Origin of the sequence: Aeromonas sp. QDB14 (assembly GCF_027707845.1) — a bacterium.
Classification (GTDB): Bacteria; Pseudomonadota; Gammaproteobacteria; order Enterobacterales; family Aeromonadaceae; genus Aeromonas; species Aeromonas caviae.
Genome location: NZ_JAPCJD010000004.1, coordinates 19,327 through 37,749, shown reverse-complemented (window position 1 = coordinate 37,749; position 18,423 = coordinate 19,327). Strand labels below are relative to the sequence as shown.

Genomic DNA, 18,423 nt, shown 5'->3' with positions numbered 1-18,423 from the left:
GACCCATGCTGGCCGATGAATCCATGCGCCTGAACAAATACATCAGCGAGAGCGGCATCTGCTCCCGTCGTGAGGCCGATCGTTTCATCGAGCAGGGCAACGTCTTCATCAACGGCAAGCGGGCCGGGGTGGGAGATCAGGTGTTTGCCGGGGATCTGGTCAAGGTCAACGGTCAGGTGATCGAGCCGCGCGAAGCCGACAGCCTGGTCTTCATCGCCCTCAACAAGCCGGTGGGCATCGTCAGCACCACGGAGGCGGGGGAGAAGGACAACATCGTCGACTTCGTCAACCACAGCACCCGCATCTTCCCCATCGGTCGCCTCGACAAGGACTCCCAGGGGCTCATCTTCCTCACCAACCACGGGGATCTGGTGAACAAGATCCTGCGGGCGGGCAACGATCACGAGAAAGAGTACCTGGTGACCGTGGACAAGCCGGTGACCGACGAGTTCGTCCGGGGCATGGCGGCCGGGGTGCCCATCCTCGGCACCGTCACCAAGAAGTGCAAGGTGAAACGAGAGGCGCCCTTCGTGTTTCGCATCACCCTGGTGCAGGGGCTCAACCGCCAGATCCGCCGCATGTGCGAGCACTTCGGCTTCGAGGTGACCAAGCTCGAGCGCATCCGCATCATGAACGTCAGCCTCAAGGGGCTGCCGGTGGGGGAGTGGCGCGACCTCACCGACGACGAGCTGATCGAGCTGTTCAAGCTCATTGAGGACTCCTCCTCCGAGGCGAAACCGGCCAAGGGGGCTCAGGTTGCCAAGCCCAAGGCGGCTGCGGCCGGCACCCCGGCCCAGGGCAAGAAGCCGCGGCGCAGCGACGATCACGAGATTGGCGGGCGGCCCAATGTGCCGGGTCCCGAGGCCTTCGAGAAGAAGAGCCCCGCAGGCAAGGGCGGGGCGGGCAAAGGGGCTGCCAGCAAAGGGGCAGCAGGTAAAAGCGCGCCCGGCAAGGGGGGCAAACCCGCCCCGGGCAAACCGCGGCCAGGGCAGGGCGGGCGCCAGAAGAAGGGGCGCTGAGCGCCAGGCCTTCCCGCACCCTGATGCACAACACCGGCCTTGGCCGGTGTTGTGCTTTCTGGCCCCCAAGGCCGGTGCTCGCCGGATCAGGCAGGTTTGAGGCCTGCCGTCTGCACAGCCATGGCCTGCTCCGGGGGCAGGCCCATGGCCCTTGGGTAGTGGCGCGGGTTGAGACGCACCACCAGCAGGCTCATCAGGACCAGGGCGCCGAGCTGCCACTGCCAGGCGGCGGCGAAGTCACCGCTTGCATGGTGCAGGCGGGCCGCCACCCAGGGGCCGGTAGCCGCCACCATGAAGCCGACGCCCTGCATCAGGGCGCAGAGGGCGCCCGCCCGGCGCGGGTCGGGCAGGTGATCCAGCGCAATCACCATGATGAGGGAGAAGCTCCCCCCAAGCCCGGCGCCGCACAGCAAACACCAGAGCAGGGGGGCGGTCTGAGGAGCGAGCCAGAGGCCGCCAAAGCCCGCCAGCTGCATGGCGATGGCCAGCGCCATCCAGGGGCGGCGGTCCAGCCGACCGGCTGCCAGCAGGGGCAGGCCAAGGCCGCTCGCGGTCTGGGCCAGGGCGAGCCAGGCCACCAGCTCGCCCCCTTGCTGGGCGCTCCAGCCCGCCGCCATGTAGGCCGGGGCCAGCCAGGCTACGACGATGCCGTAGCCGCTGTTGATGATGCCAAAGCAGGCGATGAGCAGCCAGGTGCGGGGCAGGGGGAGCAGCCGCTGCTCCCCGGTGGGGGCGGGCGTGCTGGCCGGGGCAGGCAGGGGCACCCGCCAGGCCAGCCAGCCGAGGGCCAGCAGCACCGGCAGGCCCCAGAGCGCCAGCGCCCGAGACCAGTCCAGATACTCGGCAAGGCGCGGGGTGAGCACGGCCCCGAGCGCCCCGCCCCCCATCATGCAGGCGGAGAAGATCCCCATCACCAGGGGCACCTTTTGGGCGAACCCCTCCTTGATGAGGCCGGGCAGTACCCCCTGCACTAGGGCCGAGCCCAGCCCGCACAGGGCGGCGCTGGCGATGAGCAGGGCGCCGCTCGCCAGATCGACGCGCAGGGCGCTGCCAAGGGCGAGCAACAGCAGGGCCGTCCCGAGCAGGGGGCGCGGGCCCGTGCGACCCAGGAGCGCCGGGGTGAGCAGCACGCCGACCCCGATAAGCCAGAGGGGCAGCAGGGTGACCCAGGCCAGGGTATCTACCCCGAGGGCCAGCCTCGCGTCGATGCGAGGGGCCAGGGGGCCGATGGCGGTGAGGAAGGGGCGCAGGTTGAGGGCGATGAGGATCACCAGCACCAGCAAGGCGCCGCTGCCCGGGGGGAGGCGGCGCTTATGCATGGGGCAGGGGACCGTAGAGGGTTTCGGCCGCGATGGGGCTCGCCAGCTTGATGAGGGGCAGGGGCGGCGGGCACAGGGGCAGTCGCAGGGCAGCGTAGGCCGCGCGGCTGTCATAGCCGAAGGGGGCGGCATCGTCGTTGTCAAAGGCGTAGTAGACCGCCTGGATGCCGTTCATCACCAGGGCCGACAGGCACATGGGGCAGGGGTGCCCGCTGGCATAGACGATGGCCCCGGCCAGCGGCCCCTGGCGACTCCCTTCCCGCAGCGCTTCCAGCTCCGCGTGACGGGTGGGGTCCCCCGCCTCCAGCATGCGGTTGACGGCGCTCGCCACCAGCCGGTTCTCCCTCACCAGCAGGGCGGCGAAGGGGCGCCCCCCTTGCTGGCGATGGGTCAGGGCCAGGTGCAGGGCCTGCTCCAGCCACTCCTGATGGCTGGGGGCCGAGGCGGCGGTGAGGGAGTTGAGGAGGCGGGCACCGGACTGGGAAGGGGGTGGCATGGTCATATCCTGGCAAAAAAGGGGGAGGACAGCAGCCTAGAGGGTCGCCGCATCATTTGGAAATTAAATGATAAAATGACTTCCAGTGGTTTTATAAATGGAGATTGCCCATGGAGCGCCCCCTGCTGGACCCCCAATTGCTGCAGAGCTTCGTCGCCATCGTCGAAACCGGCAGCTTTACCCGCGCCGCCGAGCGTATCCACCTCACCCAGTCCACCCTGAGCCAGCAGATGCGCCGCCTGGAGCAGCAGCTGGGCTGCACCCTGCTCGACCGATCCGGTCGCCAGGTGGTGACCACGGCCCAGGGGGAGACCCTGCTCGGGCTGGCGCGCCGCATCCTGGGGCTGCTGGCCCGGGCGGGGGAGCGGGTGAGCGAGGCGAGCCACCCCCTGCGCCTCGGGGTGCCGGAGGATTTTGCCGCGGGGGCCATGACCCCGGTGCTGGCCGCCTTCGCCCGCGCGCACCCGCAGGTGCGGCTGGAGGTGCAAAGCGATCTCAGCCATGCCCTGTGGCAGGCCTTCGAAGGGGGAGAGCTGGATCTGGCCCTCATCAAGCAGGGGCGCGGCCAGGGGGAGCCCATCGCCCGCTGGCGCGAGCCCCTGGCCTGGGTTGACAGCCGGGAGTGGCCCGCCGCCGGGCGCGACCCCCTGCCTCTGGTGGTGTTTCCAAGCGAGGGGCTCTACCGGCGCCAGATGACCGACGCCCTGGATGCCGAGGGGATCCCCTGGCGCATCGCCTACGTGAGCGGCAGTCTCGCCAGCCTGCAAGGGGCGGTGAGCGCGGGGATCGGGGTCAGCCTGCTGCCGGCGCGCCTGTTGCAACCGGATCAGGTGGTGCTGGCCCATTGGCCTGCAGTGCGCTCGGTGGAGCTGGCTCTGCACCAGGGGCCGGGCACGAGCGAGCCCCTCGCCCGGCTGGGGGAGGCGCTGATCGCGCTCTGTGACGAGGTGATGGGGCCGAGGTAGCCCGGGCGGCCAGGGGTCAGGCCAGGGCCTGTTTTGGTACCACGGCGAGCCAGATTTCCACTTCGCCGCTGCCGGTGGCGGCGTCAAAGCGGGCGCCGTAGCGCTCGAAATCCGGCTGCTGGGCAGATTGATAGTCCGATTGCGCGAGCCATGCCAGGGCCTGGCGCCAGGTGTGCGGCAGGGTCGTGACATGCCCCTGATGCAAGAAGATGGCGTAGGTCTGGGGGGCGATGCGCATGCGGCCAAGCCCGGGAGGCAGCACCTCCAGGGCGGCGACCTCCACCCCGCAGAGGTATTCGCAGTGGGTGTCGGTGGCGGCGCAGATGGCGCCATAGGCGTGCTCCCCGAGCTGCCCCGGCAGGGGAAGCAGGGCGCTGAGGTCGCGCCACTGGCCGGCGAAGTCCCCCTGCTCGAAGGGGTGGTGACGGCGCAACCCCCCGAGGAGCATGGCGCGGCCTTGTTCGATGCGAATGGGTGCTGACATGGTGCCTCCTGCGGGGGCGCTCAGGCCTCCCGACCTTCCTCGAGCTTGCGCTCATAATCCCGGCGAACGATGGCGAGTGCCGCCAGGGCCAGCGCGGGGGCGATGTGGTTGGTTTCCAGCAGTTCGATCAGATCCACCGCGAGCTGGACCTCGGGGGGGGCATTTTCCAGGGACATCTTGGGTTCTCAAGGGCAAGGGTGGTCGCCATTATAGCGCCCGGCGGCGCGAAGACACGCCCCGGCTGCCCGGGGCGGGACGGGTCACATGTGCTGGCGCATCTCCTTGTCCAGCTCCTCGCGCAGGGCCATCAGCTTTTTGGCGTACTGCTGCAACTGCAGATCGTTCTCGCTCACCGGCTGCCACTGGGGCACCGGGGTGGGTTTGCCCTGCTCGTCCATGGCCACGAAGATGATGATGCAGTGGGTGGTCTTGCGCCGCTCCGGGTCGGTGGGATGGCGGCTGTAGACATCCACCGCCAGGTGCATGCTGGTGGTACCGGTGTGGATCACCTTGGCGTGTACCTCCACCAGTTGGCCTATCTGGATGGGGCGCAAGAAGCGGATGCCCCCCACATAGACGGTGACGGCATAGCCGCCACACCAGCCGGCGGCGCAGGCGTAGCCGGCCTGGTCAATCCACTTCATCACCATGCCGCCATGGACTTTGCCGCCAAAGTTGACGTCGGCGGGTTCGGCGAGAAATTGCAGGGTCAGTTCACGGGCGCTCATGGTACTTCCTTATGTCGAGGCAAGGGGGGACTCCTTGGCTGTCCCCCGGGGACAATAGCAGTGGGCGGGGCTGGCACTGATCCAACCAGCGCCTCTTCTTGTCTGCGCCGTCATTCACCTTGAGTTCAGCGCAGGCGGCCCAGCATGACTCATCACGCGAGGGAGGAGGCCCCATGAAACAGATGCTGGAGCAATTGATGGGAGCTGGCAAGGGCTGGCTCAACGACGGTGGTGACACGCGCAAGGCCCAGATGAAGGGCATGGCGCAGGGGGGATTGGCCGCCGGGGCCATGGCGCTGCTGCTTGGCAACAAGAAGATGCGCAAATATGGCACCAAGGTGGCGGCGGTGGGGGGCGCGGCGGCTCTCGGGGGGCTGGCCTACAAACTCTATCAGGACTGGCAGACCCAGCAGTCCACCCCGGCCCAGCCGACCCAGCCCCTGGACACCCTGGAGGGCAAGGCCCTGGATGCCCGCGCCAATCTGCTGGTGCGCGCCATGGTGGCGGCGGCCCGGGCCGACGGCCACATCGATGCCGCCGAGCGCCAGAAGATCCAGGAGTACCTGACCGAACAGGGGGAGCGGGATGCGGCCCGCTGGATTGACGCCGAGCTCTCCCGCCCCCTCGACCCCCATGTCCTGGCGCGAGAAGTGACCGACATGGAGCTGGCGACCGAGGTCTACCTCGCCTCCCTGCTCACCATCGAGGTGGATCACTTCATGGAGCGCGGTTATCTGGACGAGCTGGCGCGCGCCTTGAAGCTGGATGACAACCTCAAGGGGAGCATAGAGCGCCAGGTGGCCCAGTTGGGGGCGCCGGGCTGAGCCCGCATTGCCATCAGGATTGTCCACAAGGCCCCGTCATGGGGCCTTGTCGTTGCCGGGGGCTGTTGATTGCCGTGACGAGCCGATAAGATGCGGGTTCCAAAGGGTGACCGCCAAGCCTCTTTCCTCGCTGGCGACCCTCACTGCAAGGAGCATCAGGTGGACATTCGCAAGGCAACTGAACAGGATATCGACGCCATTCTGGCCCTGAACCGGCAGATAGGTCAGCTCCACTTCGAGCAGGTGCCCGAGGTGTTCTGCCCCCCGTCCCCGGAGGACAGGGCCTTCTTGCTCGGCGCCATTGCCGACGAGGCGCGTCTTTTCTGCGTGGCGGTGGTGGCGGGGGAGGTGGCGGGCTTTCTCACCGCCCGCATCGACCTCAACGAGAGTGTCCCCTTTCTCAGCAAGCTGCCCGTCTGCCGCATCACGACCGTGGTGGTGGATGAGGGGCAGCGCTCCCGGGGCATCGGCCGGGCGCTGATCGCCCACGGGGACCAGTGGGGCAAGGCACGGGGCGCAAGCCAGTTGCGCCTGGAGGTGATGGCTTTCAACGAGCGGGCCAGGGCCCTCTACGAGCGACTGGGCTTCAAGGCCCAGTCACAGACCATGGCCAGGTAAGGCGCATTCGCTTGCAAAAGGGCCCGTTACGGGCCCTTGTCGTGTGAGGCGTCAGGGGGGCTCTGCCAGGTTTCCCGTTGCCGGGCGATGAGGCCCGCAAGCTGGTTGAGCGCCGCGTCCAGCTGCGGGCTCCAGGGATGGGAGCTGTTGAGGCGCAGGCAGTGGTTGTGCTGGCCCTGGCTGGAGAAGAGGGCCCCGGGGGCGATGGAGACCCCCTGCTCGATGGCGCTGGCATAGAGCGCCCGGCCATCGAGGCGGGCGTCAAATTCGAGCCAGAGAAAGTAGCCCCCGTCCGGGGAGGAGATGCGCGCCTCGGGGAAGAGGCGCATCAGGGCTGCCCGCATCTGCTGCTGGCGCTGGGCCAGGGTGTGGCGCAGGCGGCGAAAGTGGGCGTCCACCCCGCCCTGGCGCAGCATGTCGGCCAGCGCCAGCTGACTGGGCACATTGGTCGAGAGCGTCGACATCAGTTGCAGCCGCTGGATGCGCTCAGCGTGGCGCTTCGCCACCACCCAGCCGACCCGAAAGCCGGGCGCCAGACACTTGGTCCAGGAGCCGCACAGCAGGCTCTCTCCCCGCGCATCCCAATGGGTGATGGGCCTTGGCCGCTCGCGCCCGACATAGAGCTCCGCATAGACGTCATCCTCCACCAGGGGGACCTGATGGCGGTTGAGCAGCGCCATCAGCGCCTGCTTGTGCTCATCGGGCATGGTGTGGCCGAGGGGGTGCTGCACATTGCCCATCAGCCAGCACGCCTTGACGGGGCGCTGGGCGAGGGCCTCCTCCAGCAGGGCGAGATCGATCCCCACCCCGGGGATCACCGGGATCTCCACCACCTTGAGCTTGAGCCGCTCGATGGCCTGCAGGGCGCCGTAGAAGGTGGGGGACTCCACCACCACCCAGTCCCCGGGCTCGGTCAGCACCTGAAGGCTGAGGGAGAGCGCCTCCATGGCCCCCGTGGTGATGATGATCTGCTGGGGATCCACCGCCATCCCCTCGCCGGCATAGCGCCGGGCGATGGCGCGGCGCAGTGCCTCGTTGCCGGGGGGCAGATCTGCCACCGTGCTGAAGGGGTCGAGGCGGCGCATGCAACTGCCGAGGGCCCGACCGAGTTGGGGGTGGGGGAAGAGTGTCGGGTCCGCCACCGCCATGCCAAGGGGCACCAGCTCCCGTGACTTGCTCGCCTGCAGCACCTCGAACACCAGATCGTTGATGTCCACCGAGCCGCTGTAGCGGGCCTGCTGGGGCTGGCTCTCCCGCCGGGCCGTGCTCGCGGCCTTGACGTAGTAGCCGGACTGGGGCCGCGCCAGGATGAGGCCCCGGCTTTCGAGCAACTGATAGGCCTGGAGCACCGTCATGGGGCTGAGGCCGTGGGTCTTGCAGCTCTGGCGGATGGAGGGGATGCGCTCTCCCGGCTGCCAGAGGCCGCTCGTGATCTGCTGTTGCAGCTGGTCTGCCAACTGGCCGTAGCGGGACATGGTGGGCCCAAACTGTTATAGGTGTTTTTCACTATAACTGCATCTGTTATAGGTGTCATGGACCATGGTGTACTTGGCGGGCGAAAACCTGTCCGTTAAATGCAACATAGAGAGTCATGCATGATAAGCCTGGATGATGTGGTCAGCCTCTCCCGAATACAGTTCGGCGCGACGGCGATGTTCCACTTTCTGTTTGTGCCCCTCACCCTGGGGCTGTCCTGGATCCTGGTGATCGCCGAGTCGGCCTACGTGATGACCGGCAAGGTGATCTACAAGGACATCACCCGTTTCTGGGGCAAGCTGTTTGGCATCAACTTCGTGATGGGGGTGACCACCGGGATCACCCTGGAGTTCCAGTTCGGGACCAACTGGGCCTATTACTCCCACTATGTCGGCGATATCTTCGGCACGCCGCTGGCGGTGGAGGGGCTGATGGCCTTCTTCCTCGAGTCTACATTGGTGGGCCTTTTCTTCTTCGGCTGGGACAAGCTCTCCCGCGGTCAGCACCTGCTGGTGACCATGCTGGTGGCGCTCGGCTCCAACCTCTCCGCCCTCTGGATCCTCATCGCCAACGGCTGGATGCAAAACCCGGTCGGCGCCGAGTTCAACCCCATGACCATGCGCATGGAGCTGGTGGATGTGGCCGCGGTCATCTTCAACCCGGTGGCCCAGGTCAAGTTCGTCCACACGGTGGCGGCGGGCTATGTGGCGGCCTCCCTGTTCGTGATGGGGGTGAGCAGCTGGTATCTGCTGCGCGGCATGGAGGTGCGCTTCGCCCTGCGATCCTTTGCCATCGCCTCGGGCTTTGGCCTCGCGGCCATCCTCTCGGTCATCGTGCTCGGGGACGAGTCGGGCTATCGCTCGGGGGAGGTGCAGAAGGTCAAGCTCGCCGCCATCGAGGCGGAGTGGGAGACGGAGCCCGCCCCGGCTTCTTTCACCCTGTTCGGCCTGCCGGATCAGCGTGCCGAAACCACCCACGCGGCCATCAAGATACCCTATCTGATGGGCATCATCGCCACCCGCTCCCTGGATGAGCAGGTGACGGGCCTCAAAGATCTGAAAGCGCAGCACGAGGCGCGCATTCGCAGCGGCATGCAGGCCCACGAGGCGCTCGAAGCGATGCGGGCAGATGGCAGCAACCAGGCGGCCCGCGCCACCTTCGAGCGCCACCGCGGCGATCTGGGCTACGGCCTCTTGCTCACCCCCTATGCCAAGGAGATTGGCAAGGCGGACGAGGGGGCCATCGCCAAGGCGGTGGAGGACTCCATCCCCCAGGTGGCGCCGCTGTTCTGGAGCTTTCGCCTGATGGTGGGCATCGGCGTGGCGCTGCTGGTGCTCTTTGCCGCCGCCTTCCTGCAACTGTGCCGGGGCAGGCTGGTGCAATCCCCGCGGCTGCTCAGGGCCCTGCTCTGGTCTATTCCGCTGCCCTGGATTGCCATCGAGGCGGGCTGGTTCGTGGCGGAGTTCGGTCGCCAACCCTGGACCATCAGCGACGTGCTGCCGGTGTCGGCCTCCGTCTCCCTGCTGCAACCGGGGCAGCTCTGGTTCAGCCTCATCGCCATCTTCCTCATCTACAGCAGTCTGCTGGTGGTGGAGTTGTTCTTGTTGCGTCATGTGATCCGCAAAGGGCCTGCCAGCCTGCAGACGGGTCGTTATCAAGGTGAAGTGTTGCAAAACGGGAGTCCTGCCTGATGGATTACGAAACCCTGAAAGTGATCTGGTGGGGGCTGGTGCTCTTCCTGCTGGTCGGCTTCGTGGTGATGGATGGCTTCGATCTCGGGGTCGGCATGCTGCTGCCCGTGGTCGGCAAGACGGATGACGAGCGGCGGGTGCTGCTCAACAGCGTGGGGCCGGTGTGGGAGGGCAACCAGGTGTGGCTCATCGCCGGTGCCGGCACCCTGTTTGCCGCCTGGCCCCTGGTCTATGCCGCCGCCTTCTCGGCGCTTTACGTGCCCTTCATGTTCCTGCTGTTCGGCCTCTTTTTGCGCCCGGTGGGCTTTGACTATCGCAGCAAGCTGCCGGACCCGGTCTGGCGCCGCTGGTGGGACCGCGCCCTGGTGGTGGGTGGTCTGCTGCCGACCCTGGTGTTTGGTGCCACCCTTGGCCTGGTGCTGCAAGGGCTGCCGTTTCGCTTCGATGCGGCCCTTCGCATCCACTATGGCGCCTTTGCGTTCCACTGGCCGCTGCTGTTGACCGCCATGGGGACGGCGCTGGCGCTGCTCTTGCTGCACGGTGCCAGCTTCCTGCAGTGCAAGACCCAGGGGGCCATAGCGGCGCGCAGCGCCCGCCTCGCCCTCTGGCTCGGCCCCCTGGCGAGCGCCCTCTTTGCCCTTGGCGGCGTCTGGCTTGGAGAGATGGCGGGGTATCGCATCACGGCCATCGGCGATCTCAACGGCGCCCTCACTCCGCTGATGAAAGAGGTGGTGGCGGTGCCGGCGGGCTGGCTTGGCAACTTTGTCGCCCATCCGGTGCTCTGGGCCGTGCCTGTGCTCGGGCTCCTGCTGCCCCTGGTGTGCGCGCTGGCAAGCCGCCTCGGCAAGTCCGGGCTGGCGCTCGTGGCCAGCGGCGGTGCCTGCGCCGCCATGATGCTGACCGTGGCCATCGCGCTCTTCCCCTTCGTGCTGCCCTCGTCCCTGGATCCGGCCAGCAGCCTGACCCTGTGGGACAGCACCTCCAGCGAGCGCACCCTGCTTATCATGCTGGGGATTGTCGGGGTACTGATGCCGGTCAACATCGGCTACACCCTCTGGGTATACCGGGTGGTGCGCGGCAGGGTCAGCGCCGAGCAGGTGCGCCAGCACGGCCACAGCCTCTACTAATCCGCTTCAACACAAGGATCAACGCGATATGTGGTATTTCACCTGGTTGCTGGGGCTGGGGTTCGCCTTGCTCTGCGGGCTGGTCAACCTGCTCTGGCTGGAGGCGCGCTGGGCTGCCGATGAGGATCTCAAGGAGCCCTGAGCCTCGCATCTTGCCCATGAAAAAAAGGCCGACACAGGGTGTCGGCCTTTTGCTTGCCCGGGGGTCAGGCAAGGGCGGCGCGGCGCTCGCCCGCTTCGCTGACATGGGTGAGGCCGTAGGCCAGCAGCACGATGAGGGCGCCAATCCAGGGGGTGTGCATCAGGCCGAGGTGCTCCACCACGAAACCGCCGACCACGGAGCCCAGCGCAATGCCGACGTTGAAGGCGGCGATGTTGAGGCCGGAGGCCACATCCACGGCATTGGGGGTGTGGCGCTCGGCCTGTTTCACCACCAGTACCTGCAGACCCGGCACGTTGCCAAAGGCGAAGGCGCCCCACACCAGCACGGTCAGTACCGCCAGCACCGGGTGCGGTGCGGTGAAGGTGAGCACCAGCAGCACTAGGGCGAGACCTGCAAACAGCAGCTTCAGCGCAGGCAATGGGCCCATCCGGTCGGCGAGCTTGCCGCCCCAGATATTGCCGACGGCGACCGATACCCCGTACACCAGCAAAATGAGGCTCACCGCGCCGGCGCTAAAGCCGCTCACCTGTTGCAGGATGGGGGCGAGGAAGGTAAACGCCGTGAAGGCACCGCCGTAACCGAGCGCCGTCTTGGCGTAGACCAGCAGCAAGGGCTTCCTGGTGAGCACGGCGAGCTGCTCGCGAACGCTGGAGGCGGCCCCCTTCGGCAGGTTCCCCGGTACCAGCAGCATGCTGCCCACCATGGCGACGAGGCCGAGCAGGCTCACCACCAGGAAGGTTTCGCGCCAGCCAAAGACCTGACCAATCCAGGTGCCAAGTGGGACGCCGGTCACCAGGGCGACCGTGAGGCCGCTGAACATGATGGCGATGGCGCTGGCCGCCTTCTCTTTGGCCACGAGACCCGTGGCGATGGTGCTGCCTACCGAGAAGAAGACCCCGTGGGCCAGCCCGGTGAGGATGCGGGCCACAATCAGGCTCTCGTACCCGGGGGCCTGCCAGGCCAGCAGGTTGCCGACAGTGAAGAGGGCCATCAGTCCCACCAGCAACCACTTGCGCGGCAGCTTGCCGGTGAGCGCCGTGAGCACGGGGGCGCCGATGGCCACCCCAAGGGCATAGAGGCTGACCAGGAGGCCTGCCGAGGGGAGCGAGACATTGAGCTGCTCGGCAATGGTAGGGATGAGCCCCACGATCACGAATTCGGTGGTGCCTATGGCAAAGGCACTTAAGGTGAGGGCAAATAACGCCAGTGGCATAACAACTCCTTGGATTGGGACTCCCGACGGGAGAATGGCGCCAGTATGCCGAGGGTGTTTGTTGGTAAAAATGACGGTAACGTCAAATTACTTTTGCCAAATCAGCAGCAATGGGGCCGTGAAAGTGGGAGTGGCTGAGGTTGCAGAGACAAGCGTGGGCCGTACAGCGCGAGTTGAATGCAGAGGCAAAGCGTACAGACCGAACTGGGAATAAAGAGGGAAGGGCAGCGGAAGGATGCAGGGGAGGGGGCCAGCGGCGCGGGTGGCAGTGACGCGCGGTATTGGGGACAAAAAAAGCGGGAGGCATTGTGCCTCCCGCTGGTGCTGAAGAATGTCATTGAGCCTTATTTACTCCCTTCTCCCCTGGCGGGAGAAGGGCTGGGGATGAGGGGGATCAATCCCAATCCGGCGCAAAGTCCGGGTTGGCGCAGCGCTCACCCCGATCCAGGGTGGCAATGGCGGCCATCTCGTCGCTGCTGAGCCGTACCTTCAGCGCGGCCAGGTTGGCGGCCAGATTCTCCCGTTTGGTAGAGCTCGGGATCACCGTCATGCCCTGGGCCAGCAGCCAGGCCAGGGACACCTGGGCTGCCGAGACGCCGTGGCGCTTGCCGATCTCCATCAGCAGCGGCTCGGTGAGCACCTTGCCATAGGCGAGCGGCATATAGGCGGTGATGGCGATACCGTGCTCCTGGCAGAATTCGACCACCTTGCGGTTTTGCAGCAGGGGGTGGCTCTCCACCTGCTGGTGGGCGATGGCGCCCGGCCCCAAAATCTCGATGGCCTGTTTAAGCTGGGCCACGGTGAAGTTGGAGACCCCGATCTCCCGGGTCAGGCCCCGGGCTTTGGCCTCGGCGAGCTGCTCCAGATAGACCGCCATCGGCACCTCATCCTGGGGGGAGGGCCAGTGAATGAGCGCCAGATCCAGATAGTCGGTGCCGAGTTTTTCCAGGCTCACTTCCAGGCTCGGGATCACCTTGCCCGGACCGAACTCGCTGGTCCACACCTTGGTGGTCAGGTAAATATCCTGGCGGGGCACGCCACTCTCGCTCATCAACTGGCCGACTTCGGCCTCGTTGTCATAGATCTGGGCGGTGTCGATATGGCGGTAGCCAAGTTCCAGCCCCTGGAGCAGGGAGTCGCGAAGGGGCTGATCTTTCAGGCGGAAGGTTCCAAGACCCAGGTTGGGCATCTTCATCATCAAATTCCTCAGGTTAGTGTTTCTACGCTCAAATGATGGGCTTTGCCTGCGCCGAGGGCGGAGGCAGTCAGGCGCGCCGGTAGCGGCTCACGACCCGGTTGGCAAACCAGGGGGAGGCGAGGCTGGCAAAGGCGATGTAGTGGGGCTGCTGCTGGTGGGCGAGCAGGGCGGCTTCACTCTCCCACTCCTCGTACAGCATCCAGCTATGGGGGCTCTCCAGGCTCTGATGCAACTGGTAGCGAAGGCACCCTGGCTCTTGCAGGGTAGCGGCGATCAGCGGCTCGAGGGCGGCTCGAAACTGGGCGGCGAATTCGGGTTTGGCGTCAAGCTGGGCAATCACAATCAGGGGGGATGGCATCTGAACCTCCTCGTTAAGACGGGAGTCAGTATGCCCGCCCCAGACTGGGGGATACAGGGCAGCAGTCGCAAAACACTATTGAGGTGAGTGCAGCAATGTGGCCTCCCCATGGCTGGTCGTGGTGCAGGTGGGCCAGGGGGAGGGCGGAGTATTATCAGGCGCTGGCCGGTTCGGACCAGACCGCAAATTCATTGCCGCTGGGCTCGACAAAGTGGAAACGGCGGCCACCGGGAAAATCGAACAGGGGGCGCACTATGGTGCCCCCTGCGCCGGCTACCTTGCTCTGGGTCGCCTCGATATCGGCGCTGTAGAACACCAGGAGCGCCCCGCCCTGAGCACTCTGGCTGCACAGTTCGGAGAGCGGTAGAAGCCGCCATCCAGCCCTTCTCCCTCGAAGGCGCAATAATCGGGGCCGTAGTCGGCAAACTGCCAGCCAAAGGCGGCGGTGAAGAAGGCCTTGGTGGCGGCAAGATCCCTGGCGGCAAACTCCACATAGTTCAGTTTTTCATGGGCCTTGGTCATGGGCTCTCCTTGTCGGTGATTATTCCGGTTGTCAGCGTTTTTGCGGGCGGATCGTGGAGTGCGGCAAGGCGTCCCAGGGGGTCAGCTTGAGCTGCTTGCGCCTAAACCAGAACCAGGTCCCCATCAGCAGACCGAGCCCGATGCCAAAGAGCAGGCTCTGGCGCAGGGCAAACCCCGAGCTCACCTCATCCTGCCAGCCGAGGCACCACATCAACACCCCCCAGATAGCGCCGATGGGGAGTCCCAGGGCAAGAACGTTGATCAGAAAGCGTTCGTAGTGGGGCGGCCTGATGGTGAACCCCGCCTTTCGCAGCAGCCAGATGATCGGCGGGTTGTAGTTGAGCGTTTGCACGCCCTTCTCGGCCAGCTCCCGATGGGCGGCGGCCAGCCTGTTGTCGAATGTCATGGATCGTCCCTGTCATAGTGTGGCGCCATACGGTGCCGGTTGGCGGCATTGTACTGGCAAGGGCGCAGATAAAACAGGTGGTGCGTCACGATACGAAGCGGAGGCTGTCTTGCCAACTCCCGGCTATTGCACCTATAAAGGTCCATTACTCTTGCCAGGATGACAACAATGAAGACCCATTCCGATGAATTGACCCTGTTTGTGGCGGTGGTGGAGGCGGGCAGCTTTCGCCAGGCGGCGGAGAATCTCGGCATGGATAATTCCGTGGTGAGCCGCGGCATCAAGCGTCTCGAAGAGAAGCTCGCCACCGTGCTCCTCAACCGCACCACGAGGCGGGTCAGCCTGACCGAGGAGGGGAGCTGGTTCTATCAGCGGGCGGTGAAGATCCTGACCGAGATGAGCGAGGCGGAAGGGTTGCTGCTGATGCGCCGGGAGCAGCCGGAGGGCATATTGCGGGTGGACGCCGCCACCCCCTTCATCCTGCATAGATTGGTGCCCATCATCGGCGAGTTTCGCCGCCGCTACCCCGCCATCGAGCTGCAACTGCACAGCTCCGAGGGCTTCATCAACCTGATGGAGCGGCGGGTGGACATGGCCATTCGCATCGGCGAGCTGACGGACTCCTCCCTGCGGGCCCTGCCGCTGGGCCGCTCGCGGCTGCGGCTGCTGGCTTCCCCCGACTATCTGAAGGCACGCGGTACCCCGCGCCAGCCGGCTGACTTGCTGGCTGGCCACGAGCTGCTCGGTTTTTTGCACCCCGATCACCTCAATCATTGGCCCCTATTGAGCGAGGAGCAGGGGGACAGGTTCGCCATCACCCCGACCCTGCGGGCCAGCAGCGGGGAAACCTTGCGTCAGCTGGCGCTGGCGGGGCAGGGGATCGTCTGCCTGTCGGACTTCATGACAGGGGATGACAGGGCGAGCGGGGCGCTGGTGGAGGTGCTGGCCCGCAGCAACAGCGGCGCTTCGCGCCCCATCCATGCGGTCTTCTACTCCGATGCCCAGCGGGACATCCGGCTGCGGGTCTGGCTCGATTTCCTGAAAGAGCAGCTCGGCAACCACGCGCTCTAGGCGTGTTCCGACAGGGCCAATCCCCTCCCGCCCTTCCCCTCCACGAGAGGGAGGGGCCATCTTTTCCCACTCCTCAAGGGGAGGGGGCCGAGGGGCTTGCGAGCGCCAATATAAAGAGGCCGACATCGCTGTCGGCCTCTTTGCTTTTTTCATCTCAAGGATGCGTCGGTTACCCCATCACTCCTCTTCGGCCCAGCGGCGTGAGCGTTCCACCGCCTTCTTCCAGCCGCTGTAGCGCTTGGCGCGATCGTCGCGGTCCATCTGCGGAATGAACTCGCGGTCCACGCTGAACTTGTCTTCCAGCTCTTCGGAGCTCTTCCAGAAGCCCACGGCGAGGCCGGCCAGGAAGGCGGCGCCCATGGCGGTGGTCTCGATGCGGGTCGGACGCACCACAGGGGTGTGCATCATGTCAGCCTGGAACTGCATCAGGAAGTCGTTGGCCACGGCGCCGCCGTCCACCTTGAGGGCCGCCAGCTTGATGCCGGAGTCCTGCTGCATGGCATCCAGTACGTCGCGGCTCTGGTAGGCGATGGATTCCAGCGCAGCGCGGATGATGTGGTTGCGGTTGGCGCCACGGGTCAGGCCGACCATGGTGCCGCGAGCATACGGATCCCAGTAGGGGGCGCCCAGGCCCACGAAGGCCGGCACCAGGTAGACGCCGTTGGTGTCGCCTACCTTGCTCGCGAAGTAGTCGGTATCGCGGGCATCGTGGATGATCTTGAGCTCATCGCGCAGCCACTGGATGGTGGCGCCACCCATAAATACCGCACCCTCGAGGGCATAATTCACTTCCCCTTTCGGGCCGATGGCGACCGTGGTCAGCAGGCCGTTGCTGGAGCGAACCGGCTCGGTGCCGGTGTTCATCAGCATGAAGCAGCCGGTACCGTAGGTGTTCTTGGCCATCCCTTTTTCGAAGCAGAGCTGGCCGAACAGGGCGGACTGCTGGTCACCGGCGATACCGGCGATGGGGATGCGGGCGCCGCCGCCACGGGTGGTGTAGCCATAGACCTCGGAGGAGGGTTTGACTTGCGGCAGCATGGAGGCGGGGATGCCCAGCTCGTCCAGCATGCGCTCATCCCACTTCAGGTCGCGGATGTTGTAGAGCATGGTGCGTGAGGCGTTGGTCGGGTCGGTGACGTGCACCTCGCCGTTGGTCATCTTCCACACCAGCCAGGTGTCGATGGTGCCGAACAAGAGCTCGCCGTTCATTGCCTTCTCCCGGGCCCCTTCCACGTTGTCCAGGATCCACTTCACCTTGGTGCCGGAGAAGTAGGCATCCAGCACCAGACCGGTGTTTTCACGCACGTACTCTTCCAGGCCGCGCGCTTTCAGTTCTTCACAGATGGCGGCGGTGCGGCGGCACTGCCAGACGATGGCGTTGTAGATGGGCTTGCCGGTGGCCTTTTCCCAGACGACGGTGGTTTCACGCTGGTTGGTGATGCCGATGGCGGCGATCTGCTCGCTGTGCAGGCCGCTCTTGGCCAGCACTTCGGTGAAGACGGAGGACTGGGTCGCCCAGATCTCCATGGGGTCGTGCTCGACCCAGCCCGCTTTCGGGTAGTGCTGGGTGAATTCGCGCTGGGAGGTCGCGACGATGTTGGCGTCCTGATCGAAGACAATGGCACGGGAGGAGGTGGTGCCCTGGTCCAGCGCAACGACAAATTTCTTTTCAGCAGACATGATGTTCTCCACGTTTTTATTTTCCACGTTGTTACACGTTGGGGAGGGCCGCTCTCAGGCGGCGGCCTCTTCTTTGTTAGACAGCTTGGAGGCTTCTTCGGTGGCGACGCGGTTGCCCGGGACGCAGGGAGCCAGCACTTTCACATACAGGGCGGTACCGATCTGGGCGCCGACGATGGGGCCAAGGATGGGGACCCAGAAGTAGGGGTTGTCACGACCACCGGTCAGGGCCACGTCACCCCAGCCAGCCACGAAGGCGAACAGTTTGGGGCCGAAATCACGGGCCGGGTTCATGGCAAAGCCGGTCAAGGGGCCGAGTGAGGCGCCGATCACCGCGATCAGGATGCCGATGAGCAGGGCGGCGGCGAAGCCTTTGGGGGCGCCGTTGTTGTTGTCACCCAGTGCCATGATGCCCAGCATCAGGACGGCGGTGATCACCAGCTCGACCGCGAAAGCCTGCATGTTGGAGAGCAGGGCATTGGGGTAGGTGGAGAAGATGCCTGCGGTGCCGAGGCTCTCGACGCTGCCGCGCACCACGTTGTGGGTCAGCTCCCACTGGGTGAACAGGTTGCTGTAGAGGGCGTAGACCAGGGCGGCGGAGGCGAATGCCCCGGCTATCTGGGCGATGATGAAGGGCACCACCTTGCGCTTGTCAAAGCCGCAGAAGGTCATCAGTGCCAGGGTCACGGCAGGGTTGAGGTGGGCACCGGAGATGCCACCGGTGACATAGATGGCGATGGCGACACCCAGGCCCCAGGTAATGGAGATTTCCCATTGCCCGAAGTTGGCGCCAGCCAGCACCAGGGCGGCCACGCAGCCGACGCCGAAGAAGATCAGCAGGCCGGTGCCGATAAACTCGGCGAGGCACTCGCCAAGCAGGGTATTGGGTCTTTGTATGCTCATAGTTGTTATTCCTTATATCCACCCACAGTAGGTTTGATGTTCCGTTTTGTTATCTTTCATTCCCATTCATTGCGCCCGAAAACGTTTCTTCTTGTTTTTTGAGCTTGCGCAAACGTTATGCTCGTTTGCGCTCGTTCTTGGACGAGAGAGAAAATAAACCTT

The 18,423-nt window shown here is 65.5% G+C and carries 20 protein-coding genes and 1 pseudogene; 8 read left to right on the top strand and 13 right to left on the bottom strand.

Going from position 1 to position 18,423, the window contains the following annotated elements; all coding sequences use genetic code 11:
- The first annotated feature begins 5 nt into the window (after positions 1 to 5).
- On the top strand, positions 6 to 1,019 hold the full coding sequence (gene rluF, locus PG887_RS02235) for a 23S rRNA pseudouridine(2604) synthase RluF (protein ID WP_010674196.1): 1,014 nt from the start codon (positions 6 to 8) through the stop codon (positions 1,017 to 1,019).
- A gap of 86 nt (positions 1,020 to 1,105) precedes the next feature.
- On the opposite strand, the gene PG887_RS02230 is transcribed toward rluF, so the two are convergent.
- Positions 1,106 to 2,338, bottom strand: a complete 1,233-nt coding sequence (locus PG887_RS02230) for an MFS transporter (protein WP_270821080.1) — start codon at positions 2,336 to 2,338, stop codon at positions 1,106 to 1,108.
- Positions 2,331 to 2,840 carry a nucleoside deaminase gene (locus tag PG887_RS02225; protein WP_041212766.1) on the bottom strand — a complete coding sequence of 170 codons (510 nt, stop codon included), beginning with the start codon at positions 2,838 to 2,840 and terminating at the stop codon, positions 2,331 to 2,333. The genes PG887_RS02230 and PG887_RS02225 overlap by 8 nt, the downstream gene beginning before the upstream one ends.
- Positions 2,841 to 2,956: 116 nt before the next feature.
- Between PG887_RS02225 and PG887_RS02220 the strand changes: the two genes are divergently transcribed.
- A complete protein-coding gene (locus PG887_RS02220; protein ID WP_029314296.1) occupies positions 2,957 to 3,799 on the top strand; it encodes a LysR family transcriptional regulator in 843 nt (280 codons plus the stop codon).
- Between the two features lie 16 nt (positions 3,800 to 3,815).
- On the opposite strand, the gene PG887_RS02215 is transcribed toward PG887_RS02220, so the two are convergent.
- The 3 genes from PG887_RS02215 to PG887_RS02205 form a co-directional block, all read right to left on the bottom strand.
- Positions 3,816 to 4,283, bottom strand: a complete 468-nt coding sequence (locus PG887_RS02215; protein WP_049636793.1) for a GyrI-like domain-containing protein — start codon at positions 4,281 to 4,283, stop codon at positions 3,816 to 3,818.
- Positions 4,284 to 4,303: 20 nt separating this feature from the next.
- Positions 4,304 to 4,459: a pleiotropic regulatory protein RsmS gene (rsmS, locus tag PG887_RS02210; protein ID WP_010674200.1), complete on the bottom strand. Its 156-nt coding sequence runs from the start codon at positions 4,457 to 4,459 to the stop codon at positions 4,304 to 4,306.
- Positions 4,460 to 4,543: 84 nt separating this feature from the next.
- The gene (locus tag PG887_RS02205) at positions 4,544 to 5,011 is read right to left on the bottom strand and encodes an acyl-CoA thioesterase (protein ID WP_049636794.1); all 468 of its coding nucleotides are present in this window, start codon (positions 5,009 to 5,011) and stop codon (positions 4,544 to 4,546) included.
- Positions 5,012 to 5,184: 173 nt separating this feature from the next.
- Between PG887_RS02205 and PG887_RS02200 the strand changes: the two genes are divergently transcribed.
- On the top strand, positions 5,185 to 5,835 hold the full coding sequence (locus tag PG887_RS02200) for a tellurite resistance TerB family protein (RefSeq protein ID WP_042015902.1): 651 nt from the start codon (positions 5,185 to 5,187) through the stop codon (positions 5,833 to 5,835).
- 159 nt (positions 5,836 to 5,994) lie between these two features.
- The gene (locus tag PG887_RS02195; protein WP_039038605.1) at positions 5,995 to 6,453 is read left to right on the top strand and encodes a GNAT family N-acetyltransferase; all 459 of its coding nucleotides are present in this window, start codon (positions 5,995 to 5,997) and stop codon (positions 6,451 to 6,453) included.
- Between the two features lie 26 nt (positions 6,454 to 6,479).
- Here PG887_RS02195 and PG887_RS02190 read toward each other — a convergent pair whose 3' ends face one another.
- The gene (locus tag PG887_RS02190; RefSeq protein ID WP_134996776.1) at positions 6,480 to 7,928 is read right to left on the bottom strand and encodes an aminotransferase-like domain-containing protein; all 1,449 of its coding nucleotides are present in this window, start codon (positions 7,926 to 7,928) and stop codon (positions 6,480 to 6,482) included.
- A 120-nt stretch (positions 7,929 to 8,048) separates the two neighbouring features.
- Here PG887_RS02190 and PG887_RS02185 point away from each other — a divergent pair, with 120 nt between their 5' ends.
- The 3 genes from PG887_RS02185 to PG887_RS02175 are packed head-to-tail and all read left to right on the top strand — an operon-like array spanning position 8,049 to position 10,889.
- The gene (locus tag PG887_RS02185; RefSeq protein ID WP_270821078.1) at positions 8,049 to 9,620 is read left to right on the top strand and encodes a cytochrome ubiquinol oxidase subunit I; all 1,572 of its coding nucleotides are present in this window, start codon (positions 8,049 to 8,051) and stop codon (positions 9,618 to 9,620) included.
- Entirely contained in the window at positions 9,620 to 10,747 is a 1,128-nt protein-coding gene (cydB, locus tag PG887_RS02180; RefSeq protein WP_042015906.1) for a cytochrome d ubiquinol oxidase subunit II, read from the top strand. Before PG887_RS02185 ends, cydB begins: the two co-directional genes overlap by 1 nt.
- 28 nt (positions 10,748 to 10,775) lie before the next feature.
- Positions 10,776 to 10,889 (top strand): CydX/CbdX family cytochrome bd oxidase small subunit, encoded by a 114-nt coding sequence (locus PG887_RS02175; protein ID WP_010674207.1) that lies wholly within the window; start codon positions 10,776 to 10,778, stop codon positions 10,887 to 10,889.
- A gap of 64 nt (positions 10,890 to 10,953) precedes the next feature.
- On the opposite strand, the gene PG887_RS02170 is transcribed toward PG887_RS02175, so the two are convergent.
- The 5 genes and pseudogenes from PG887_RS02170 to PG887_RS02150 all read right to left on the bottom strand — a co-directional run bounded on the left by PG887_RS02170 (position 10,954) and on the right by PG887_RS02150 (position 14,607).
- Positions 10,954 to 12,123 carry an MFS transporter gene (locus PG887_RS02170; protein ID WP_139737150.1) on the bottom strand — a complete coding sequence of 390 codons (1,170 nt, stop codon included), beginning with the start codon at positions 12,121 to 12,123 and terminating at the stop codon, positions 10,954 to 10,956.
- 394 nt (positions 12,124 to 12,517) lie between these two features.
- Complete coding sequence (dkgB, locus tag PG887_RS02165) at positions 12,518 to 13,321, bottom strand: 2,5-didehydrogluconate reductase DkgB (RefSeq protein WP_270821076.1); 804 nt, start codon at positions 13,319 to 13,321, stop codon at positions 12,518 to 12,520.
- A 67-nt stretch (positions 13,322 to 13,388) separates the two neighbouring features.
- Entirely contained in the window at positions 13,389 to 13,679 is a 291-nt protein-coding gene (locus PG887_RS02160; RefSeq protein WP_041212774.1) for a putative quinol monooxygenase, read from the bottom strand.
- 154 nt (positions 13,680 to 13,833) lie between these two features.
- A pseudogene (locus tag PG887_RS02155) lies at positions 13,834 to 14,201 on the bottom strand (VOC family protein).
- A gap of 31 nt (positions 14,202 to 14,232) precedes the next feature.
- The gene (locus tag PG887_RS02150; RefSeq protein ID WP_109112898.1) at positions 14,233 to 14,607 is read right to left on the bottom strand and encodes a DUF6404 family protein; all 375 of its coding nucleotides are present in this window, start codon (positions 14,605 to 14,607) and stop codon (positions 14,233 to 14,235) included.
- A gap of 168 nt (positions 14,608 to 14,775) precedes the next feature.
- Here PG887_RS02150 and PG887_RS02145 point away from each other — a divergent pair, with 168 nt between their 5' ends.
- Positions 14,776 to 15,678, top strand: a complete 903-nt coding sequence (locus PG887_RS02145; RefSeq protein ID WP_069652739.1) for a LysR family transcriptional regulator — start codon at positions 14,776 to 14,778, stop codon at positions 15,676 to 15,678.
- A 177-nt stretch (positions 15,679 to 15,855) separates the two neighbouring features.
- On the opposite strand, the gene glpK is transcribed toward PG887_RS02145, so the two are convergent.
- Positions 15,856 to 17,358 (bottom strand): glycerol kinase GlpK, encoded by a 1,503-nt coding sequence (glpK, locus tag PG887_RS02140; RefSeq protein ID WP_010674229.1) that lies wholly within the window; start codon positions 17,356 to 17,358, stop codon positions 15,856 to 15,858.
- Positions 17,359 to 17,412: 54 nt separating this feature from the next.
- Positions 17,413 to 18,261: an MIP/aquaporin family protein gene (locus PG887_RS02135; RefSeq protein WP_209791567.1), complete on the bottom strand. Its 849-nt coding sequence runs from the start codon at positions 18,259 to 18,261 to the stop codon at positions 17,413 to 17,415.
- Positions 18,262 to 18,423: the final 162 nt, after the last annotated feature.

Coding starts and splice junctions, on each gene's coding strand:
- PG887_RS02190 (WP_134996776.1), bottom strand. CDS start 7,928: ATGTCCCGCTACGGCCAGTTGGCAGACCAGCTGCAACAGCAGATCACG.
- PG887_RS02145 (WP_069652739.1), top strand. CDS start 14,776: ATGAAGACCCATTCCGATGAATTGACCCTGTTTGTGGCGGTGGTGGAG.
- PG887_RS02230 (WP_270821080.1), bottom strand. CDS start 2,338: ATGCATAAGCGCCGCCTCCCCCCGGGCAGCGGCGCCTTGCTGGTGCTG.
- cydB (WP_042015906.1), top strand. CDS start 9,620: ATGGATTACGAAACCCTGAAAGTGATCTGGTGGGGGCTGGTGCTCTTC.
- dkgB (WP_270821076.1), bottom strand. CDS start 13,321: ATGATGAAGATGCCCAACCTGGGTCTTGGAACCTTCCGCCTGAAAGAT.
- PG887_RS02205 (WP_049636794.1), bottom strand. CDS start 5,011: ATGAGCGCCCGTGAACTGACCCTGCAATTTCTCGCCGAACCCGCCGAC.
- rsmS (WP_010674200.1), bottom strand. CDS start 4,459: ATGTCCCTGGAAAATGCCCCCCCCGAGGTCCAGCTCGCGGTGGATCTG.
- PG887_RS02175 (WP_010674207.1), top strand. CDS start 10,776: ATGTGGTATTTCACCTGGTTGCTGGGGCTGGGGTTCGCCTTGCTCTGC.
- PG887_RS02170 (WP_139737150.1), bottom strand. CDS start 12,123: ATGCCACTGGCGTTATTTGCCCTCACCTTAAGTGCCTTTGCCATAGGC.
- glpK (WP_010674229.1), bottom strand. CDS start 17,358: ATGTCTGCTGAAAAGAAATTTGTCGTTGCGCTGGACCAGGGCACCACC.
- PG887_RS02135 (WP_209791567.1), bottom strand. CDS start 18,261: ATGAGCATACAAAGACCCAATACCCTGCTTGGCGAGTGCCTCGCCGAG.
- PG887_RS02200 (WP_042015902.1), top strand. CDS start 5,185: ATGAAACAGATGCTGGAGCAATTGATGGGAGCTGGCAAGGGCTGGCTC.
- PG887_RS02160 (WP_041212774.1), bottom strand. CDS start 13,679: ATGCCATCCCCCCTGATTGTGATTGCCCAGCTTGACGCCAAACCCGAA.
- rluF (WP_010674196.1), top strand. CDS start 6: ATGCTGGCCGATGAATCCATGCGCCTGAACAAATACATCAGCGAGAGC.
- PG887_RS02215 (WP_049636793.1), bottom strand. CDS start 4,283: ATGTCAGCACCCATTCGCATCGAACAAGGCCGCGCCATGCTCCTCGGG.
- PG887_RS02185 (WP_270821078.1), top strand. CDS start 8,049: ATGATAAGCCTGGATGATGTGGTCAGCCTCTCCCGAATACAGTTCGGC.
- PG887_RS02225 (WP_041212766.1), bottom strand. CDS start 2,840: ATGACCATGCCACCCCCTTCCCAGTCCGGTGCCCGCCTCCTCAACTCC.
- PG887_RS02150 (WP_109112898.1), bottom strand. CDS start 14,607: ATGACATTCGACAACAGGCTGGCCGCCGCCCATCGGGAGCTGGCCGAG.